At 68.6% G+C, this 18,514-nt stretch carries 27 protein-coding genes; 17 read left to right on the top strand and 10 right to left on the bottom strand.

Annotated features, from left to right (window positions below):
- Both pfdA and rpl18a read right to left on the bottom strand, forming a co-directional pair.
- Positions 1-465 carry a prefoldin subunit alpha gene (gene pfdA, locus PSC72_RS11335; protein ID WP_274325983.1) on the bottom strand — a complete coding sequence of 155 codons (465 nt, stop codon included), beginning with the start codon at positions 463-465 and terminating at the stop codon, positions 1-3.
- Positions 462-635, bottom strand: coding sequence for a 50S ribosomal protein L18Ae (gene rpl18a / locus PSC72_RS11330; protein ID WP_274325982.1), 174 nt, complete (start codon positions 633-635; stop codon positions 462-464). The genes pfdA and rpl18a overlap by 4 nt, the downstream gene beginning before the upstream one ends.
- 170 nt (positions 636-805) lie before the next feature.
- On the opposite strand from rpl18a, the gene PSC72_RS11325 reads away from it, so the two are divergent.
- On the top strand, positions 806-1,156 hold the full coding sequence (locus PSC72_RS11325; RefSeq protein WP_274325981.1) for a DUF7344 domain-containing protein: 351 nt from the start codon (positions 806-808) through the stop codon (positions 1,154-1,156).
- A gap of 22 nt (positions 1,157-1,178) precedes the next feature.
- Here PSC72_RS11325 and PSC72_RS11320 read toward each other — a convergent pair whose 3' ends face one another.
- Genes PSC72_RS11320 through PSC72_RS11310 form a run of 3 tightly spaced genes read right to left on the bottom strand, consistent with a single transcriptional unit; the run spans position 1,179 to position 2,274 of the window.
- On the bottom strand, positions 1,179-1,844 hold the full coding sequence (locus PSC72_RS11320) for a translation initiation factor IF-6 (protein ID WP_274325980.1): 666 nt from the start codon (positions 1,842-1,844) through the stop codon (positions 1,179-1,181).
- Positions 1,845-1,846: 2 nt separating this feature from the next.
- Positions 1,847-2,125: a 50S ribosomal protein L31e gene (locus tag PSC72_RS11315; protein ID WP_274325979.1), complete on the bottom strand. Its 279-nt coding sequence runs from the start codon at positions 2,123-2,125 to the stop codon at positions 1,847-1,849.
- Positions 2,122-2,274 carry a 50S ribosomal protein L39e gene (locus PSC72_RS11310; protein ID WP_274325978.1) on the bottom strand — a complete coding sequence of 51 codons (153 nt, stop codon included), beginning with the start codon at positions 2,272-2,274 and terminating at the stop codon, positions 2,122-2,124. The genes PSC72_RS11315 and PSC72_RS11310 overlap by 4 nt, the downstream gene beginning before the upstream one ends.
- Before the next feature lie 203 nt (positions 2,275-2,477).
- On the opposite strand from PSC72_RS11310, the gene PSC72_RS11305 reads away from it, so the two are divergent.
- Complete coding sequence (locus PSC72_RS11305) at positions 2,478-2,984, top strand: hypothetical protein (RefSeq protein ID WP_274325977.1); 507 nt, start codon at positions 2,478-2,480, stop codon at positions 2,982-2,984.
- A 36-nt stretch (positions 2,985-3,020) separates the two neighbouring features.
- Here PSC72_RS11305 and PSC72_RS11300 read toward each other — a convergent pair whose 3' ends face one another.
- Positions 3,021-3,848, bottom strand: a complete 828-nt coding sequence (locus PSC72_RS11300; RefSeq protein ID WP_274325976.1) for a ZIP family metal transporter — start codon at positions 3,846-3,848, stop codon at positions 3,021-3,023.
- A gap of 211 nt (positions 3,849-4,059) precedes the next feature.
- Here PSC72_RS11300 and PSC72_RS11295 point away from each other — a divergent pair, with 211 nt between their 5' ends.
- A complete protein-coding gene (locus tag PSC72_RS11295; protein WP_274325975.1) occupies positions 4,060-4,335 on the top strand; it encodes a hypothetical protein in 276 nt (91 codons plus the stop codon).
- Between the two features lie 28 nt (positions 4,336-4,363).
- Here PSC72_RS11295 and thpR read toward each other — a convergent pair whose 3' ends face one another.
- Positions 4,364-4,921 carry an RNA 2',3'-cyclic phosphodiesterase gene (gene thpR / locus PSC72_RS11290; RefSeq protein WP_274326168.1) on the bottom strand — a complete coding sequence of 186 codons (558 nt, stop codon included), beginning with the start codon at positions 4,919-4,921 and terminating at the stop codon, positions 4,364-4,366.
- Between the two features lie 81 nt (positions 4,922-5,002).
- On the opposite strand from thpR, the gene PSC72_RS11285 reads away from it, so the two are divergent.
- The 9 genes from PSC72_RS11285 to PSC72_RS11245 all read left to right on the top strand — a co-directional run bounded on the left by PSC72_RS11285 (position 5,003) and on the right by PSC72_RS11245 (position 9,555).
- Positions 5,003-5,251 (top strand): hypothetical protein, encoded by a 249-nt coding sequence (locus PSC72_RS11285; protein ID WP_274325974.1) that lies wholly within the window; start codon positions 5,003-5,005, stop codon positions 5,249-5,251.
- Between the two features lie 61 nt (positions 5,252-5,312).
- Positions 5,313-5,603: a hypothetical protein gene (locus PSC72_RS11280; protein ID WP_274325973.1), complete on the top strand. Its 291-nt coding sequence runs from the start codon at positions 5,313-5,315 to the stop codon at positions 5,601-5,603.
- 80 nt (positions 5,604-5,683) lie between these two features.
- Complete coding sequence (locus tag PSC72_RS11275) at positions 5,684-5,968, top strand: hypothetical protein (protein WP_274325972.1); 285 nt, start codon at positions 5,684-5,686, stop codon at positions 5,966-5,968.
- Between the two features lie 46 nt (positions 5,969-6,014).
- Complete coding sequence (locus tag PSC72_RS11270; protein WP_274325971.1) at positions 6,015-6,743, top strand: tetratricopeptide repeat protein; 729 nt, start codon at positions 6,015-6,017, stop codon at positions 6,741-6,743.
- Positions 6,744-6,746: 3 nt separating this feature from the next.
- Positions 6,747-7,037, top strand: coding sequence for a DUF424 domain-containing protein (locus tag PSC72_RS11265; RefSeq protein ID WP_274325970.1), 291 nt, complete (start codon positions 6,747-6,749; stop codon positions 7,035-7,037).
- 58 nt (positions 7,038-7,095) lie between these two features.
- Entirely contained in the window at positions 7,096-7,425 is a 330-nt protein-coding gene (locus tag PSC72_RS11260; protein ID WP_274325969.1) for a hypothetical protein, read from the top strand.
- A 40-nt stretch (positions 7,426-7,465) separates the two neighbouring features.
- Positions 7,466-7,765, top strand: a complete 300-nt coding sequence (locus tag PSC72_RS11255; RefSeq protein ID WP_274325968.1) for an AbrB/MazE/SpoVT family DNA-binding domain-containing protein — start codon at positions 7,466-7,468, stop codon at positions 7,763-7,765.
- Positions 7,762-8,241 carry a type II toxin-antitoxin system VapC family toxin gene (locus PSC72_RS11250; protein WP_274325967.1) on the top strand — a complete coding sequence of 160 codons (480 nt, stop codon included), beginning with the start codon at positions 7,762-7,764 and terminating at the stop codon, positions 8,239-8,241. The genes PSC72_RS11255 and PSC72_RS11250 overlap by 4 nt, the downstream gene beginning before the upstream one ends.
- A gap of 78 nt (positions 8,242-8,319) precedes the next feature.
- Entirely contained in the window at positions 8,320-9,555 is a 1,236-nt protein-coding gene (locus PSC72_RS11245) for an aminotransferase class V-fold PLP-dependent enzyme (RefSeq protein ID WP_382261857.1), read from the top strand.
- A 243-nt stretch (positions 9,556-9,798) separates the two neighbouring features.
- Here PSC72_RS11245 and PSC72_RS11240 read toward each other — a convergent pair whose 3' ends face one another.
- Positions 9,799-11,574, bottom strand: coding sequence for a site-2 protease family protein (locus tag PSC72_RS11240; RefSeq protein WP_274325965.1), 1,776 nt, complete (start codon positions 11,572-11,574; stop codon positions 9,799-9,801).
- Positions 11,575-11,920: 346 nt separating this feature from the next.
- Here PSC72_RS11240 and PSC72_RS11235 point away from each other — a divergent pair, with 346 nt between their 5' ends.
- The 3 genes from PSC72_RS11235 (at position 11,921) to PSC72_RS11225 (ending at position 14,566) form a co-directional block, all read left to right on the top strand.
- A complete protein-coding gene (locus PSC72_RS11235; protein ID WP_274325964.1) occupies positions 11,921-13,936 on the top strand; it encodes a heme-binding protein in 2,016 nt (671 codons plus the stop codon).
- A gap of 110 nt (positions 13,937-14,046) precedes the next feature.
- A complete protein-coding gene (locus PSC72_RS11230) occupies positions 14,047-14,403 on the top strand; it encodes a VOC family protein (protein WP_274325963.1) in 357 nt (118 codons plus the stop codon).
- Entirely contained in the window at positions 14,384-14,566 is a 183-nt protein-coding gene (locus tag PSC72_RS11225; protein ID WP_274325962.1) for a hypothetical protein, read from the top strand. The genes PSC72_RS11230 and PSC72_RS11225 overlap by 20 nt, the downstream gene beginning before the upstream one ends.
- Position 14,567: 1 nt before the next feature.
- On the opposite strand, the gene PSC72_RS11220 is transcribed toward PSC72_RS11225, so the two are convergent.
- Positions 14,568-15,848: an MFS transporter gene (locus PSC72_RS11220; RefSeq protein ID WP_274325961.1), complete on the bottom strand. Its 1,281-nt coding sequence runs from the start codon at positions 15,846-15,848 to the stop codon at positions 14,568-14,570.
- A gap of 324 nt (positions 15,849-16,172) precedes the next feature.
- Here PSC72_RS11220 and PSC72_RS11215 point away from each other — a divergent pair, with 324 nt between their 5' ends.
- Positions 16,173-16,502, top strand: a complete 330-nt coding sequence (locus PSC72_RS11215) for a hypothetical protein (protein ID WP_274326167.1) — start codon at positions 16,173-16,175, stop codon at positions 16,500-16,502.
- A 71-nt stretch (positions 16,503-16,573) separates the two neighbouring features.
- Here the strand turns inward: PSC72_RS11215 and sufU are convergent, their stop codons facing one another.
- Complete coding sequence (sufU, locus tag PSC72_RS11210; RefSeq protein ID WP_274325960.1) at positions 16,574-17,005, bottom strand: Fe-S cluster assembly sulfur transfer protein SufU; 432 nt, start codon at positions 17,003-17,005, stop codon at positions 16,574-16,576.
- Positions 17,006-17,196: 191 nt separating this feature from the next.
- On the opposite strand from sufU, the gene PSC72_RS11205 reads away from it, so the two are divergent.
- Positions 17,197-18,450, top strand: coding sequence for a PH domain-containing protein (locus PSC72_RS11205; protein ID WP_274325959.1), 1,254 nt, complete (start codon positions 17,197-17,199; stop codon positions 18,448-18,450).
- Positions 18,451-18,514 lie beyond the last annotated feature (64 nt).

The following is an 18,514-nucleotide window of genomic DNA, read 5'->3' as shown; positions in this document are numbered from 1 at the left end:
TTACTCGTCTTCCTGCTGCTGCTGCATCTGCTGCATCTGCTGCATCTGCTGTTGCTGCATCTGCTGGGCCTGCTGTTCGAGCTCCTCGCTCTCGGTCTCAAGCTCGGCGATGTCCGAGCGGATCTCCTCGATGCGCTCGTCGAGCGTGTCCTGCTTGTTCTCGAGGATGTCGATGGCGTCGTTTTGCTCTTGCTCGGCGGCGTAGCCGGCGCCGAACTCGACGATGACCTCGTCGATGTCCTGGACCTCGGCGCGGACGTACGCGTCGCCGCCGAGCGGCACCTGGACCGTCGAGCCGGACTCGAGCGCTTCGATGGCCTCCATGGCCTCGTTCATCTCCTGTTTCTCGTCCTGCAGTCCGCTGATCTCGCCCTCGAGGGCCTCGATCTGTTCTTCGATCTGCTCGATCTCCTGGGCGATCTGCTGGAGTTGCTGCTGGGCGCCGCCGCCACCACCGAGGCTCATGCGTCGACCCCCTCGATGTCGACCTGCGTGCGCTTGAGTCCGTGCTTCGAACCGAACTCGGCGAGGACGTGCTCGCGGGCGACGTCCTCGTTCTCGGCGTCGATCTCCTTCTCGAAGGCCTGCCAGCCGTCGCGGGCTTTCCACTGCCCGGTGACTGTGAACTCACTCATGTGTCTCGCTGGGAGAGCGAGCGGGAAGTACCTTCCGCAACGAACTCTCCGTCTGCCGCGAGTGCCGCCGACTCCGAAGCGGTGACCCGCTCTGCCGTGACCGTCGCCCGGGCGATCGCGGATCTGACGACTAGATAACAGTTATGTGTCAGCCAGGTGTACCCGCGAGTATGCTCGGGGCCTCGACGGTGTTCGGACTACTGGCGAACGACGTGCGACGGCGGCTGTTGTTGCGACTGCGCGAACGCGAGCCGGTACAGGTACCCGACGCGGTACTGGAACGCGACCCGGACTCGGCGGAATCCGATCCGGTCAGCGACGGGTGCGGCGGGCCGGACCACCAGCGGCTCACCGCGGTCCGGTTGCACCACGTGCACCTCCCGAAACTCGCGGACGCCGGCGTCGTGGAGTGGCACCGCGACCGCGACGTCGTCACTCGGGGGGCGCGGTTCGGCGACGTCGAGCCGACGCTGGCCGTGCTCGCCGAGAACGCGCCGAGACTGCCACAGAACGTCTTCTGACGCCGCGGCCGACTCCCGTCGGTCAGTCGATGTAGCCGAGGGCGGACTCGATGCGGCCCAGCTCCGGGCCGGTGGTGTCCTGACCGACGACGTAGCCGTAGTCGTTGGCGACGAGCCCGGAGCCGACCAGCGGGGCGCCGTAGTTCACGGTGCCGATGTCGGCGGGCACGCCCAGCAGGTCCTCCAGGAAGTCCAGTTCCGCGTCGGTGGCGTCCGGGTGGCAGAGGACGCCCGCGTTCGTGGCGACCGCGGCCGTCCCGACCGTCCGCGAGCCCGCGAGCACGCCCTGCTCGACGGGGACGTCGAGGGCGTCCTCGACGGCGCGGACCGCCTCGGCCGAGAGGTCTGGGTGGACGTAGGCTCCGTTGTCGTTGGCGAGGACGACGTTCCCGGCGGCGTTGATCCGGCCGGGCAGCTCGCCGATGGTGACGTCGGCCGCGTCGGCGATGCGGTCGCGCTCGCGCTCGCGAACGCGGCTGCTCACCAGGAGGCCGTTCCCGTTGCCGGTCGCCAGGGCGCCGACGGTCCCCGACCCGCCGACGGTCGTGGGGACGACGGGGACCTCGAGCTCCTCGCCCAGGTCCTCCCGGAGGTCCGCGTCGACGTCGGGGCGCACGAGCAGACAGTCGTCTGTCGCGCGTGCGAAGACACCGACGTACGCCGAACCGGAGAAAGCCGCGCGGAGCAAGTTTACTCTGCCGTCTCTGCTTCGACGATGCTCTCGCCGTCTTCCTCGAAGCGGGCGGCGCGGACCCGCAGCTTGCGCGGCGGGTTCTGCCGGCCGTTCGCCCAGACCGCCTCGTTGATCGAGGGGTCGAGCCTGATGGCGTCCTCGTCGACGGCGAAGTGCTTGGCGAGGTGCTCGCGGACGATGGACATGGCCTTGTCGGCCTCTTCCTGCTTCGGCGCGGCCTTCGTGTCGCGGAGCGGGACGGTGACGACCCGTTCCTCGAAGTCGCCGGCGCTCATTCGTCCGTGTCGCTACGGCGCCAGTGACGCCGCTTCGGGTTGCGTTCGACGTTGCGGTCGGTCTTGAGCATGACCCACGGCGGGACGCGCGTGTTCTGGCGCTCGAGTTTCCCCAGGCGCTTCTTCTTGGCTTTCGACTTCTTACCCATAGTGTCAGCCCCTTCCGCGTCGGCGCTTAAATTCCTGTTCCTTTCGCCCGGGGTCGGGTTTCGCCCGCGTTCTCGCCCGACTCGCCGTCCCCGGCCGCGCCCGAGGCGTCGCCGCTGGCTGCACGCTTGTCCGCGCCGTGAGTGGTATCAGGATTGATTCTCCGGCAGGTGGCTCTATATAGGACTATTCGACACCGATCGCTATGGACCGCCGAGCGCTCCTGTCGACGGCCGCACTGGGTGTCGCGGGCGGGTTCGCCGGCTGCATCGGCGGCGGCGGTGAGGTGGTGACGACCGTCCAGCGGTCGGTGACGGTCCAGCCCGGAGAGGGCTGGATCAAGGAGATCCCCGACGTGTCCGACCCGGGCGGCGCGATCCGGTATCGCGCCAAGGCCGACCGTCCCTTCGACGTATACTTCTTCTCGACCGAGGAGTCGTTCATGTTCTACGACACGTACACGGACGGCGACGAGCCGGCGCTGACGCCCGCGGGCAGCACGGACGTGAGCACGACCGCGGAGAAGGTCGCGGAGGACGCCTACGAGGCCGAGACCCAGAAAGGCGGCGCGCGACAGCCCATCGACGGTTCCGGCCCGTACTACTTCGTCGTCGACCACTCCGACTACCGCGGCGACGCCGGGCCCGGCGACGAGCCCAGGCCGCTCGACGTGTTCGTCGACCTCACCGTGACCCAGCGGAAGTTGCTCTGAGGGGCCAGCCCCCGCGGCGGACGGGCAGCAGGCCGTTCAGGCGAACGCGAGCGGAATCATCACGAGCACGCCGGCCGCGACGCCGCCGACGAGCTCGCGCCGTCCGCCCCCGGGAAGGTCTTCCCCGCGTTCGAGCGCCTCGGGGACGAACTCGGTCGCGACGAGATACACCATCGCGCCGGCGGCGAAACCGAAGCCGAAGGGGAGAAACTGTTCGGCCAGCGTGACGAAGTAGTAGGCGATCACCGCGCCGATCGGCTGCGGGAGACTGGAGAACACGGCCCACCAGACCATCCGCCACTCGCCGACGCCCATCGCGCGCAGCGGGATGGAGACGGCGACCCCTTCGGGGACGTTGTGGATCGAGATGGCGACGGTCATGAACACCGCCAGCACCGGCAGCGAGAGGCCCGCCAGCGAGACTGTCGCGAGGCTCGGGTCCTCGATCCCCAGCTCCGCGAAGGAGACGCCGACGGCCACGCCTTCCGGGAAGCTGTGGACGGTCAGGATGCCGAGGATGAGCACCAGTTTCCGGAAGTCCGCCTCCTCGTACTCCCTCGCGTCGAACTCCGCGTCCGCCAGCACCGCGTGGCCGACGACGACGAGCGCCACCCCGGCGAGGACCCCCGGCCCGATGGCGACCGCCGCCGCGGCGACGCCGCCGTCGACCACCGCCAGCCCCTCGCCGATCAGCCCGAACAGCGACGCCGCCACCATGATCCCGGAGGCCAGCCCCCAGAGGACGACGTTCCACCGGTCCGAGATATCCTCGACGAGGAAGAAGGGGACCGCGCCCAGCCCGGTCGCCAGCGCCGTCAACGTCCCCGCGACGAACACGAGCGCCAGGTTCGCGACTGCGGCCATGCCCGTGGTAGTCGGGGCTCTGGCCCCCTAAGTATTATCACGAATCTGATTGGTTTCGGCAGACCTAAAGCCGATGGAGTGCGACGAGCGGCCGGATTCCGGCGGGGCGGCCGCGCCGTGGCAACGACTGGTTAATGGTCCTTATATGCACTATGAATGTTCTCCTTCCTATGCGGTGAGATATAAATACTGCTCGCGCGAATAAAACAGTATGTCAACAACCACGCGCACGACCGAGGCCGATGCGGCGGAGAGCGGGATCGTCTCCCACAGGATCGTCGACCCCCTGGACGGGTCGGGCCGGATGACCGTCGAGACGCCGGGCGGCGAAGAGCGGACGGTCGTCGACTGTCTGGACGGCCTCGTCGCGGAACGGCTGTCGGAGCGAGGGGCTGGCTCGACTGTCCGCCTGGAGCTCTCGCCGACGCCTGCGGACGACGGCTACGTCGCGGCGCGGGTCCTGCCGGGCGGTCTCCCCGCGCTGTGAATCGGTCACAGGGGGTGAGGGGCGCGGTCTAGAGCGGAAACCGCTCGACCGTCTCGTAGGTCGGCCCGTCGGGGCCGAGCGTGCTCTCTTTCAATCTGATTTCCTCGACGGCCAGCGTCCCGACGTCCGGGTCGCGCCCGCGGACGACCTCCTGAACGAGGCTCTTGTCGCCGGCGTGTTCCATCCGCGCGACCGTGACGTGCGGCGTGAACTCGTGGTCTTCCGCGTCGAAGCCCATCGCTGTCGTCCGCTCCTCGACGGCCTCGTGGAGCCGCGTCAGCTCCTCGCCGCCGGTGCGCGTGCCGACCCAGACCACGCTGATGTAATCGAGACTCGGGAAGACGCCGAGGCCGCCGAACTCCGCTTCGAAGGGATCGACGCCCGCGTCCTCGACCGCCGCGTCGAGTTCGCCGACGAGGTCCTCGACTCGCTCGGAGTCGGTGTCGCCGAGGAACTTCACCGTGACGTGGGCCTGTTCGGGATCGACGAAGTTGAGGCCGGAAGCGTCCTCGAAGTGGTCCTGAACGGCCGCGATCTCGTCGGCCAGTCCGTCGAGGTCGACGCTGACGAACAGTCGCTTGCCCATGTCCGCCCGTCGGACCGCCTCGCCCTTCGGTGCTGTGGCCGGGCCACCAGACATTTACTGCGTGGCTGCGGACGAACAGGTATGTCGTCCGACGCCCTCCAGCGGACGGTTCGACGGTGTACGGCCCTCGTCGTCGCCGTCCTCGGTATCGGGTTCGGCGAGGTGAGTTCCGGCTTCGACGGGACGCCGCTCCTCGTCGGTGCGCTGATCTATCTCGTCGCGAGCGCCCTCTTCGGCGTCGCGAGACTCTACAACGAGCGCGCGGCCGTCGTCGACGTCACGCCACCGGGGGAGACTGAATCCGACGCAGACGGCCCGCGGTCGTCCTGACGGGCGGGCCGCGCTCGTCGGACCGTCACCGTTAGTGTCCCGCCCGGGTTCATCGGTGGGTATGGACGACGCCGCCGCCCTCCGCGTGACCCTCCGTCGCTGCACCGCCGTCCTCGTCGTCGGACTCGGGATGATCGTCGCGAACACCGACCCGTACGATCCGAGCAGCAGCCTCGGCTACCCGCTCGCGTACCTCGCCATCGGATACCTCGCCGCGAGCCTGCTCGCCGGGCTCTTTCGACGGCCCGACAGCCCGAGCGACATCGGTGACGAGGGCGACGCCGACGACGGGGAGTCAGACGACGGCGGGGACGACCGCCCGCCGGTGGGGGCGTACGGCGGACCCTGGTAGTCGGTGCGGCTCCCCTCGTGATCGCGCCGCCGCTCGCGTCGACCACCAGACTTAGCGTCTCACCGGTCTCGCAGAGAGACATGGATGACGCCGCCGCCCTCCGCCGGACCCTCCGCCGCTGCACGGCCGCCCTCGTCGTGACGCTGACTCCGGCCCTCCGACCGATCAGCGACTACCAGTACGACGGGACGCTCGCCTTCGCTATCGCACTCGGCTATCTCATCGTGAGCGCTACCGTCCAGTTCGACGAGTTCACCGTCAGGAGAGAGGAGGGCGGGGATACTGCACCGGACGACGCGGTCGACGCAGAGCAGGGCGGGGATTCGGCCGACGGCTCCCGCGCCGGCTCGGACGCGGACGGGTAACGACTGTGACGTAGCCCTTATCCATCTTCCTCGCATATTCCGGGGTATGACTGACGACCGGGACGACCACGAGTTCTCCTCCGGGCAGGGATTCGGCGACCCCTACGAGGGGTTCGACATCGATCCGCCGGAGTTCGAGGTCGACCCAGACCAGGTCGACCCCGTCGACTCGCGCGTTCTCGCGGACGAACTCGACGAGCGGAACATCGCCGCGAACGAGGTCGACGCCGAGGAACTCCTCGACGTGGGCCTGAGCTACATCGGCATCAACCGCTACGAGCAGGCGACCGACGCCCTCGAACGGGCCGCTCGCTTCGCCGACGACGAGAAGATAGAGCAGGAGGCCTGGACGAACAAGGGCGCCGCCCACGCCGAACTGGAGGAGTGGGACGCCGCCATCGGCGCCTACCGCGAGGCCCTCAACATCGACGACGACTCCGAGCACGCCGCGACGGCCGAGACCAACCTCGCCTTCGCGTTCTGGCAGTCCGGCCGCACCGAGCAGGCGCTCGAACACGCCGAGCGCGCCGTCGAGATCGACCCCCGGTTCGCCCAGGGCTGGTACAACCGCGGTTTCTTCCTGCTCGAACGCGGCCTCGCCGAGGACGCCCGCAACGCCTTCGACAACGCCATCCGCCTCGGCTTCCGCAACGCCGAGGTCATCGAGGAGAAGGCCCGCGCGCTCGAAGAACTCGGCGAGGACGAACGCGCCGAGGAACTGGCCGAGGAGGCCGACGAACTCCGCCAGCAGGCCGAAGCGGAGATGATGGAGTAGGCGATGCTCCTCAACGAACGCGACACCGACGAGGGGCTGCTCGTCTCCGTCTGCGACCCGGAGGACCTGGGCGAGACCTACGAGAACGGCACCGTCTCGCTGACCGTCGAGCCGGAGTTCTACGACGGCGACGAGGCGACCGAGGAGGAGGTCGTCGACAGCCTCTCGCGGTGCTCGACCGCGAACATCGTCGGCACCGAGGCGGTCGAACTGGCCATCGAACACGGGTTCGTCGACGAGGAGAACGTCCTCGAACTCGACGGCACTCGCCACGCGCAACTGCTCTGGATGTAAGCGCGGCCCGGCCGCGTCGACCGGAACACTTCTGAACTCGTACTGAGACGACATATCCATGACCGACCGCGATAGCGACGGCGACGGGCCGGCGGCGTTTCCGGAGGGGTCCGATCCGCGGGTCTCCGACGGCGGCGTCTCGCCCGGTATCGACGAAGACGAACTCTACGAGATCGTCCACGACGCCGTCGAGGACGCGATCCTCGGCGCCGTCGGGACGCTGTTACTGGTGGGGATCGGCGTTCTCCTCTTCGCCTCGGGCGCGGCCGCGGTGGGTCAAGCGGAGGGCACTGCGGCGGTCGCCGTCGGACTGGGAGTGGCGCTTCTCGGCGGTGGGCTCGTAGTCACGACGCTCACGGACGTCTTGCCGGTCGATCGGTGGTTCTGAGACCGATCCAGTCGAAAATCCTTTTAATATCAACGTAGTAGTGGGATTCAGAGGGATCAAAATGGGTATCCGAACGCACGAAGGGGACGAAGAGGGGGAGCAAGTGACGCTCCGCGTCGACGACCGCGGTCGGATCACGATTCCCAAGTCAGTGAGGGACCGACTCGGTATCGAACCTAACGACGAAATACCGGCGCAGTTGCGAGGCTCCGTCCTCGAAATTGACCCAGCTCCGAGCGCGAGACTGGAGACCGCGACCGCTGGTCGGAGCGACTGGTCGAACAGTACGCCGACCGACGCGGGCGAGGCCTTGTTCGGTCCCATAGAGACGGACGAATGAGCGGTGAGATTCCCGCCGAAGTTTCGATTCTTACGGACGTGAACGTCGTTGCGATCGGGCTGACCGACGATCACCCGGTCCACGACGAGGTGTTCCCGTGGCTCCGTGATGCGCTTGACGGACCGAACACATTGCTCGTCCCGGATTACTATCCACTCCGGGCACAGTACATCATGACTCGAAACTTCGAGGTCGAAACGGTGGCGGCGAGAAATGCCGTCCAGTCGTTGCTTGCGAGCCCCGCGCGAATCGTGGGGGCAACTGACACTGTTCTCTCGGAAGCGTACGACATCAATGCCGAGAAGGACCACGACGTATACGACTCGTTCGTCCTCGCAATGGCACGGGCTCACGACGCGGACTATCTCGTAACGACCGACGACGACTTCGAACTGCTCTGCGCGGGCGAAGACGTCAAGTATCGAAATCCGATCCCTGAGAACGAACGCGATCGGCTCTCGCTCGCTGACGGATAGCTTTCGGAAAGCGCAAAACAGAGTTCGCGCGAACCGAAGGAATGTTAGCCGTCGAGTGCGTCCGTTCTCCCAATGGGACTGTCAGAATCGGAGCCGCTCGACGTCGAGCGCATACGGGAGGACTTCCCGATCCTCGAACGGGAGTTCAGGGGCGAGCAGCTCGTCTACCTCGACAACGCGGCGACGAGCCAGACGCCGGACCCCGTCGTCGACGCCATCTCGCACTACTACCGCCACACCAACGCCAACGTCCACCGCGGTCTGCACCACCTCAGCCAGGAGGCCTCCATCGCCTACGAGGAGGCCCACGACCGCGTCGCCGAGTTCATCGGCGCCGAGGGGCGCGAGGAGGTCGTCTTCACCAAGAACGCGACCGAGGCGGTCAACACCGTCGCCTACGCCTGGGGACTGGCCGAACTCGGTCCGGGCGACGAAATCGTCCTCACCGAGATGGACCACCACGCGACGCTGGTCACCTGGCAGCAACTCGCCAAGAAGACCGGCGCCGACGTGAAGTTCATCCGGGTCGACGAGGAGGGCTACCTCGACGTGGACCACGCTCGCGAGCTGATCACCGACGACACCGCGATGGTCAGCATGATCCACGTCTCGAACACGCTCGGGACGATCAACCCGGTCGAAGCGATCGGCGAGATCGCCCACGACCACGACGCGCTGTACTTCGTGGACGGCGCCCAGTCGGTCCCGCACATGCCCGTCGACGTCCAGGCGATGGACGCCGACTTCTTCGCGTTCTCCGGGCACAAGATGTGCGGCCCGACGGGCATCGGCGTCCTCTACGGGAAAGAGCGCCTGCTGGAGGAGATGCAGCCGTACCTCTACGGCGGCATGATGATCGAGAAGGTGACCTACGAGGACTCGACGTGGCACGACCTCCCCTGGAAGTTCGAGGCCGGGACGCCCGTCATCGCGCAGGGCATCGCCCTCGCGGAGGCGTGTGACTACCTCGACGACATCGGGATGGAGAACGTCCAGCGCCACGGCGAGGAACTCGCCGAGTACGCCTACGACCGCCTCTCGGAGTTCGAGGACATCGACATTCTGGGGCCGCCCGGTGACGACCGCGCGGCGCTCGTCTCGTTCAACCTCGACGGCGTCCACGCCCACGACGCCTCGGAGATCCTCAACGAGTACGCCGTCGCGGTGCGGGCCGGCGACCACTGCACCCAACCGCTCCACGACAAGCTCGGCATCCCCTCCTCGACCCGGGCCAGCTTCTACATCTACAACACGAAAGCGGAAGTCGACAAGCTCGTCGCGGCGCTGGACGAGGCGCGTCAGCTGTTCGCGTAGGACCGTGGCGTTCGGCACCGAAGGCGCCGGTTCACCGTCAGAGCAAGCTCTGACGAGCCTGCGGTCGTTCGCGGTGCTCACTCCCGCAGACACCGAACTCGCGCTCCGCGCGAGTTCGGCCTTTTTCACCCATGTTTTTGGCGGAGGGGTTCCCGCAGCGAGCGCGAGGCTCGAACGAAGTGAGAGCCTCGATGCGAACGGCGCGAAGCGAGCGAGGAAACCCCCTCCGCCAAAAAGATGGTTTCAGAAGATCTGCGGGCCGAACAGCATCAGGAACAGGCCGGCGAGCATCAGGAGGCTGATCGACGCGGTGACGGCGGTGGTGGCGCGGCGGCCGTTCTCGATGGGGAGGCGGGCGACGACGGATTCGGCGGAGGATCTGAGGATGTGGCCGCCGTCGAGGGGGAAGGTGGGGACGCAGTTGAACACGCCGAGGTTCAGGTTGACCCAGGCCGTCCAGAAGAGGACGTTGGCGATCATGAAGACGCCGCCGCCGAGCGCCGAGAGCGGGCCGGTGACGGTGTAGAAGTTCGCCACGTCCGGGAGGAACCCGGCGAAGTTGTAGCCGATGCCCGGCGCGATGGTGCTCAGGAACGGCACCAGCAGGACGACGAACATCTGCTGGAGGAACTGCCCGGAGAACAGACCGCCCCACGGCCCGCTGAACCCGCCGAGGTACGCGAGGAACTGCGCGGCCGGGTACACGTCGATGCCTGTGTCGACCACCGCGATGCCGCTGAAGCCCTGCTGGGTCCGCAGGCCGAGCGCGTCGCCGCGCCCGCTCCAGCCGACGGTCACGTTGTACGTTTGGCGGACGTCGCCCACCGACGCCCGCACGGTCACCGTCTGGCCGGCGTCGAGGCCGCTCACGACGTCGCTGTAGACGGAGGCGTTGGGCGTCCGTTCGCCGGCGACGTGCGTGACGATGACGTCGGTCCCGTCAGTCGGGACGGAGGCGTTGGCGATCGGGCCGTTCTCGACGGCCAGGCCGTAGGCGCCGACCGCGAAGGTGGCGTTCCCGCGGTTCGTCCGGATCGTCGCCGTCTCACGTCCGGTTAACGCCTCGACGAACCCGCGTTCGGTGTAGACGGCACTGCCGTTGATAGCCCTGACAACCGTCGGATCCTGCTGATTTGGTTTGATACCGCCGATCACTGACGGGACCGACCGCATCAGCATGAGCTTCCGCTCGAGCGTCGTCGTCTCACCGCTCTTCAGCGTGATCGTCACGTTCCGGTCCTCGATGTCCGCGAGGGCCGCCTCGAATTCCGAGACGTTTGCAACCTGCTGGCCCTCGACCTGGGTTATCACGTCGCCGTGGCCGAGACCGGCGGCCTGGGCGGCCGACCCCTCGGCGACGTTGCCCACCGGAACGCCCGAGGCGACGGCGATGGCGCCAGAGACCGGGCCGAAAAGGAGGAGGAAGCCGACGAAGGCGACGAGGAAGTTGTTGGTCACGCCGGCGGCGAACATCCGTGTCTGGCTGCCGCGGGAGGCGCGCAGCCGGTTCTCCTCGTCGGGTTCGACGAACGCGCCGACGGGGATGAACGCGAAGAAGGCCAGGCCCATCGAGTCGATGTCGATGTCCTCGACGCGACAGAGGAGGCCGTGGCCGCCCTCGTGGACGACGAGGCCGATGAGCAGGCCGAGGATGATCTCCGGGGCGGCGGCGGGCGGGAGGAAGTCGTTGAGGCCCGGGATGACGAGCACGTTCTGGGGGTTCTGGACGGGCTGGGCCTCGGGCTGTTGCATGGCCTGCCAGCCGGCGTTGAAGACGGCGGCGAACATGCCGACCATCGTGACGAGCGCCATCCCGACGCCGAAGTTCCCCCACGCGCGCCACAGGCGCTTGGGCGCGGCGAGTTTCGTGAGGAATGCGCGACCGCGGCCGGTGTGGAGCGTCATGATCGGGCCGGAGATCCGGACGGACTCGGGGAGATACCCCCTCGCCTGCAACGCCATCGCCCCCACCGTGTAGACGACGATCCCGGCGAGTACCCAGTACAGCGGGCGTACCATTACCCGGAGTGATGGGCCTGCCCATCAAGAGGGTTTGGTTACCATCTTTTTCCCGGCCGGGTGTCCTCGGTCGCTGCGCTCCCTGCGGGCACCCGACCGGCAAAAGCATGGGTGAAAAAGGCCGAACTCGCGCTCCGCGCGAGTTCGGTGTCTGCGGGAGTGAGCACCGCGAACGACCGCAGGCTCGTCAGAGCTTGCTCTGGCGGTGAACCGGCGCCTTCGGCGCCGGACGTTCGACCGCCCCGCCGCCGCTCCGCTACTGCTACTGCTCCGCTACCGCCTTCGCTCCACTGGTGCCCCGTCCCGGAAAGGCAAGCTTCCTTACCGACGACTCGCTAGTTCCGGTATGGTCAGACGCGAGCCGCCGCAGACGGAGGAGGGCTGGTACGCACTCCACGACCTCCGGACTGTCGACTGGGAGGCCTGGCAGGACGCCCCGGAGCGCGTCCGCGAACGGGCGCTCGGCGAGGTCGTCGATCACCTCCAGTCCGCCGAGGCCGTCGCCGACGCCGAGGAGGGGGACTCCGCCCTCTACGCGGTCGTCGGACACAAAGCCGACCTCCTGATCGTGCACCTCCGCCCGACGCTGGCGGACGTTGAACGCCTCGAACGCCGGTTCGAGCGCACCGAGTTCTCACAGTTCACCGAGCAGACCTACTCGTACGTCTCCGTCACGGAGGCGTCGGGCTACAGCGAGCGCGCCCGCGAGTACTTCGACGGCGAAGTCGACGACGACTCCGGCCTCGCCCAGTACATCGAGTCGCGGCTCCACCCGGAGATCCCCGACAGCGAGCACGTCTCCTTCTACCCGATGTCCAAGCGCCGCCAGCCCGACCAGAACTGGTACGACCTGCCCTTCGAGGAGCGCGCCGAGCACATGGCGAGCCACGGCGACATCGGCCGCGGCTACGCCGGGAAGGTCGAGCAGATGATCACCGGCTCCGTCGGCATCGACGACTGGGAGTGGGGCGTCACCCTCTGGGCCGACGACGTGACCGACGTGAAGGAGCTGCTCTACGAGATGCGCTTCGACCCGTCCTCGTCAAAGTTCGCCGAGTTCGGTCCCTTCTACGTCGGCCGCAAGTTCCCGCCCGCGGATCTCGACGCCTACCTCGCCGGTGAGCACGTCCCCACTAGCGACGCCGCGGCAGAAAGCGACGGCGAACGGGCCGCACACGCCAGCGCGTCGACCGCCAGCCACGCCAACGGACACGGCGGCGACGCCGGACAGAGTACGCACGGCGACGGCGCGGCGGCGTCGCCCGATGCGGCCGCTGCCGACGACGCGGCCGCATCCGCCGAGGCCGTGTCCGAATCGAACGACGGTGGCGCAAGCGGCGGCCCGCCGGCGGCCGTCCAGCAGGAGACCGACGACGACAGCGTCGACGGGCTCGACGCCGAGGAGATGGGTCGAACGCTCGCGAACTTCGGCGTCTACCCCGAGGAGTACGACGGCGGCGACTACGGGCTGGTCTGCTACGCCGACGCGGACGCCGAGGCGCTCGTCGACGAGGTCGACGGCCTCCGCGGGAACTTCGAGCACTACGACACGCACGTCCTGACGAGCGTCCGCGCCAACCAGGGCCAGACCGCCGTCGTCAGCGTCTGGGCGAACGAGCGCGCCGCCGACACCGCACTGGGCTTCCTGACGGACATCGACGCGGTCACCAACAGCGCCCGCGGCCCGCTCGGCGACGCCGACGCGGCCGCCGACTCCGGGGCGAGCGAAACCGGGACCGACGCCGAAATGCAGTCCAGCGACGACACTACCGCCGCCGACATCCGCGAGGAACTGGTCGACGAGGGCGTCTACGCCGGCCAGCCTCACGGCGAGGACGTCTACGCGCTCGTCCTCTACTCCGAGGCCGACCCCGAAACGCTCGACGCGGAGGTCTCGGACCTGCGCGACGGCTTCGACCGCTACGACACGCACGTCAAGACGGCGGTCTACACGGACCGCGCGGGCGACTCCGGGAAGACGGCCGTCGTCAGCCTCTGGGACACAGAGAGCGCCGCCGACACCGCCGCGGACTTCCTCACCGACCTGCCGGGCATCGTCGGTCGCCCGCAGGACCGCGACGGCTTCGGCACGATGGGGATGTTCTACACGGTCAAGCCCGACTACCGCGAGGAGTTCGTCGACACGTTCGGCGAGGTCGGCGAGGCGCTCGCGGCGATGGACGGCCACCGCGAGACCGCCCTGCTGGAAAACCGCGAGGACGACACCGACATGTTCATCGCCAGCCGCTGGGACGCGAAGGAAGACGCCATGGCCTTCTTCCGCTCCGAGGACTTCCGCGAGACCGTCGCCTGGGGCCGCGAGGTCCTCGCCGACCGCCCGCGACACGTCTTCCTGGCCTGACGGTCGATTCCCCTCCCGTACCGTCCGACGCTGCCCGTTTCTGACACCGATTTTTCACTATTCGCCGGTATCGACAGCTGCTTTCCGCGGCCGAGTGATGAGCGAGTTGCATGATCGAGTTAGAACATATTACCTTCGCTTGTGAGGACCCGGAGGAACTCGCGACGTTCTGGCAGCGGGCGGTCGACGGCGAGCGGCGCGACCTCCCGTCGTTCGACTCGGAGATCGTCGACCGGGAGCGCGGTCCAGCGCTCCTGTTCAAGGAGATGCCGAAAGGCACCGAGCGGGACCTGCCGATCCACCTCGACTTCGCCGCCGCGGACCGGGCGACGGCCGTCGAGCGCCTCACCGAGTTGGGAGCGTCCGTCCGCGAGACGAAGACCGAATCCGGCGAGGGCTACACCGCGACGTGGACCGTGCTGGAGGACCCGGAGGGCAACGGGTTCTGTGTCACCGAGTACGAGTGAGGCGCCGGTAGCTACAACACGCGGACGGCCGAACCACCGGAGGTCGCGGACGCCATCGCCCCTGGCCTCCGAGGAGGCGTCGTTCGTGGCGGGCACGACCCTGCGCGTTGACGGCGGCGTCGCCGCGGTCGGGACCGGCCTGGCGTGGGACGACTACGAGTAGACTACCGACCGAGCGCCCAGAGCACGAGCGACAGCGCCGTCGCCGCGACGAGCGCGGCCGCGAGCAACTGGAACGCGGTACCGAAGCCGGCCGTCTCGGAGAGGTATCCCACGATAGCGGGCGAGACGGCGCCGGCGGCCATCAGGAGCGTCCGGACGACGCCGAGGCTCCCGCCGGCGACCGACTCGGGGACCACCGACATCATGTACGCGCCGCGGACGGGCCGGTAGCCGTGGGCGCCGAGGCCGAGCAGGACGACCGCGCCGCCGAGGACGACGGGGCCGCCGGTCGCCGAGAGCGCCAGCACGGCCAGCAGCCCGGCGGTCGCGACGCCGAGCGTCAGCGCGAGGATGGCCTCGACGCCGACCCGGTCGCTCGCCTCGCCGGTGACCAGTTGCACGAGGCTGACGACGAAGAGGACGCTGAACAGCAAGTTCGCCGTCGCCTCCGAGACGGCGGTCTCCTCGGCGAGGTACAGCGGCAGGAAGGCGACCGCGCCGTTGTACGCGAACGAGAAGCAGATCGTGACGACGACGAACAGCGCGAACCGGCGGTCCCGGAACAGCGCGACGTAGGCGCCCAGCGGGACGCCGCCGTCCCCGGATCCGTCGGCGGCCGACCCGGTCACGTCGTCGGCCGACGCGGGCTCACCGTCGGCCGGACCGGCGCCGTTCGCGGCGGCGCCGGCGGGCTCGTCGGGCAGCCGCCTCGGGACGACGCGGGCGAATCCGACGGCGAGGCCGACGCCGACGACGCCGGCGGCGAGGAACAGCGAGCGCCACGGGGCGCCGAACGCCGCGGGGAGTCCCGAGGCGACGACGACTGCCGCGGGCGCCGCGACGCCGCCGAACGTCCCGAACGTGTCGAAGATGCCGAGCGCCCGACCCGTCCGGGCGGGGTAGGCCCGCGAGAGCAGGCTGACGCCGACCGTCTTGTATGTCCCCGTGCCCGCGCCGACGAGCGCCATCGCGCCGATCAGCACCCACAGCGGGGCGTCGACGGCGAGCGCGAGCGCGGCGGCCGCGGCAACCAGCGCCCCGGCGGTGATCACCCGCACCGACCCGAGCCGGTCGGCCAGCAGTCCCGAGGGGAACTGCATCGCCGCGTAGACGAGCATCAGCCCGGTGAACGCGCTCCCGAGGACGGTCCGTGAGACGCCGTAGGTCGACCCGAGCGTTCCAAATAGCGGCGGGAACGCGTACCGGAGGAACTTCCCGAGGAACCACACCAGCGCGGTCAGCGCGAGCGCGTCGAAGCGCGCGTACCGGTCGGGGACTACCACGGTCGCCCTCCCGCTCCGGTCGCTCGTCGGGCCGGACCCGGGGCTCGTCGGGCCGGTCCCGCCGCTGCGCGGCGTGGGGGCTCGCGCGCGTCGCTTCGGGCGAACGGTCGCGTCATCTGCGTCGTTGTCGGTGGAGGCGCGTTCGCGGGGAAATACGTCCCGGTTTCGGCCGACCCCAACAGAGACAAGGCCGTCGCGGCACAACGGTCGGCCGTGCCAGACGATACTCACGGCGGGGACGGCGATCCCGACGAGGGACGGGGTGGCCCCGGACCCGGTCGCGACGGCCCCGATGACGGCGATCCCGAAGGCGGCGCTCCGTCGGTGACGGAGCTCGACGACACGCCGACGGTCAGTTGCTCGCGCTGCGACCGAGAGTGGGACCTCGGTTACGAACTCGACGACCTCGGCGTCGGGAACCAGGCGGTCGAACAGTTCGCGCTCGACCACAAGCGTCACACGGGCCACTTCCCCGACGACGTGACCACCTGGCTCGCGGAGTGTCGCCGCTGTCCGGAAGGCTCCGAACACCTCGTCCGCCACGCCGCCGAGCGCTGGGCGAAGATCCACGCCAGACACACCCGCCACGCCGTCGAGATCGACCACGGCATCGACGACGAGACGACCGTGGTCGAACCCGACGACGTGAGCTGAGGGCTCCGCCTGAAGAAATCGCGTCCGCGGCCGGCGATTCGGCCGGAAAATATCCGAGTGCTCGCGCCGGCTTATTCCTCGTCGTCCTCGGTCGTCGTCTTGTCGACGTTTTTCTCGCCGAAGTAGATCTCCGCGCCGTCCTGTGCGACCTTCTCGGCGAGGACGGCGCACTTGACGCGCATCGGCGAGATATCGACGCCGAGCATGTCGATCACGTCGTCCCTGTCCATCTCCTCCAGATCCTCGACGGGCATGCCCGTGAGCTGCTCCGAGAGCATCGAAGCGGACGCCTGCGAGATGGCGCAGCCGTCGCCGCGGAAGGCGACGCGCTCGATGACTTCCTCGTCGTCGTCGAGCACGACGTCCATCTCGATGGTGTCGCCGCACATCGGGTTCTCGCCGACGTGGGTGAACGTGGCGTCCTCGATCTCCCCGAAGTTCCGGGGGTTCTTGTAGTGGTCGAGGATCTGCTGTCGGTACATGTCCGATCCGCCGATGCCCATTGTTGCCAGACGATATGCTCTATCCGCGGAAAAGGATTCCGAGGGAGCGCTTCGCACGGCCGCGCCGGTCGGGCCGGCGTGGACTCCGAACAGACGTCCGCCACAGCCGATCAAGCGGTTGTTTCACGTCGTGAACCTACACCGAAGTTTATTACCTACCCTCGCAGAAATAGGGGCAAGGAAACAGGGCAATGTTCGACCGAGTCAACGACGCCATATCCGGTGGGTCCGGGTCGGGGGACGCCGACGCGGAGCATCTGGGGGACATGTTGCGAGAGGGCGAGCAGTTAGCGCACGCGCTCGCTAACGACGGGACGATAGAACACACGCAGGACGGTCGAACGACGACGATCGAATCGAGCGGCGACCACGGCGCGTACATGCTCGTCACCGACGAACGGGTGCTGTGGATCCTCGGCGACAAGCCCGAGGAGCCCGAGATCGCCTTCGAGCTGACCGACCTCGAGACGAGCCACGTCCGCAAGGGCCTACTCAACAGCAAGCTCGAGGTCCAGACCGACGACGAGACGGTCGTCTTCGACCCCGACGAGGGCGACGTCGAGGAAGCGGAGGACTACATCGATGCCGTCGGCTCGTCGTGGTCCGACATGGCCGCGGCGCTCGCGCACGCCCGCGACGCCATCGCCGCCTATGAGGACGCGTGCCAGCGGGGCAAGGACCCGAACCAGCACGCGCTCTCGGCGCGCTCGCAGTTCTCGCAGGCCCGGCGCTGTGCGACCCGCGAGGACCGCGCCCCCGAGCAGAAGATCCGCACGGAGGTCAACGCGGTCGTCGAGGAGCTCGAACACACCACAGTGACCGCGTGGCTCGACCGCGCCGTGTCCGCCTACGAGACGGTCGAGACGGCGCTCGAAGACGGGGACTACGGCGAGGCCTGCGAGGCCTACGTCGACGCCGCCGAGGCCATCGAGGAGGCCCGCGAGTCCCTCGACGACGTCGACCACCCGCCAGAGGGCGCCGCGGACCGACTGGACTCCCTCGAGTCCGACCTCCGCGCGGCCGGGGAAGGGTTCCTCGACGACGCCGCGGGGCGCTGCGAGACGGCGCTCTCGGCGGAGGATGCGACGGTCGCCGTCGACGCCTGGGAGGAAGCGTTCGACCGCTACCGCGCCGCGACCGACGCGGGCTGGAACGGGTACGCGCCCGTCTCCGAGGACGCCCTCGAATACCAGCTGACGTGGGTGACGGCGGGGCTGCTCGAAGCGATGAGTGCACACGCCGCCGCCCTCGAACGCGAGGGCGACGACAGCGCCGACGACGACGAAGCCGGCGACCGCTACGAGGACGCGGAGGCCTGGTTCGAGCGCGCCCGCGACCTCGCGGCCGAGCGGCCGCACCACGAGGCCGACCCGTACGAAGAGGCGCTCGACCGCGTCGAGGAGAAACGCCTCGAGAGCGCCGGCTGGGAGTTCGGCGGCGGGTGAGCGGGCGGCTCCCGTCGCGCTGTCGCGCCGCGACTGCTCACCGTACTCCCGGACCGTCCACCGC

Origin of the sequence: Halosimplex aquaticum (assembly GCF_028747785.1) — an archaeon.
Classification (GTDB): Archaea; Halobacteriota; Halobacteria; order Halobacteriales; family Haloarculaceae; genus Halosimplex; species Halosimplex aquaticum.
This window is presented reverse-complemented; position numbering and strand designations above follow the sequence as displayed.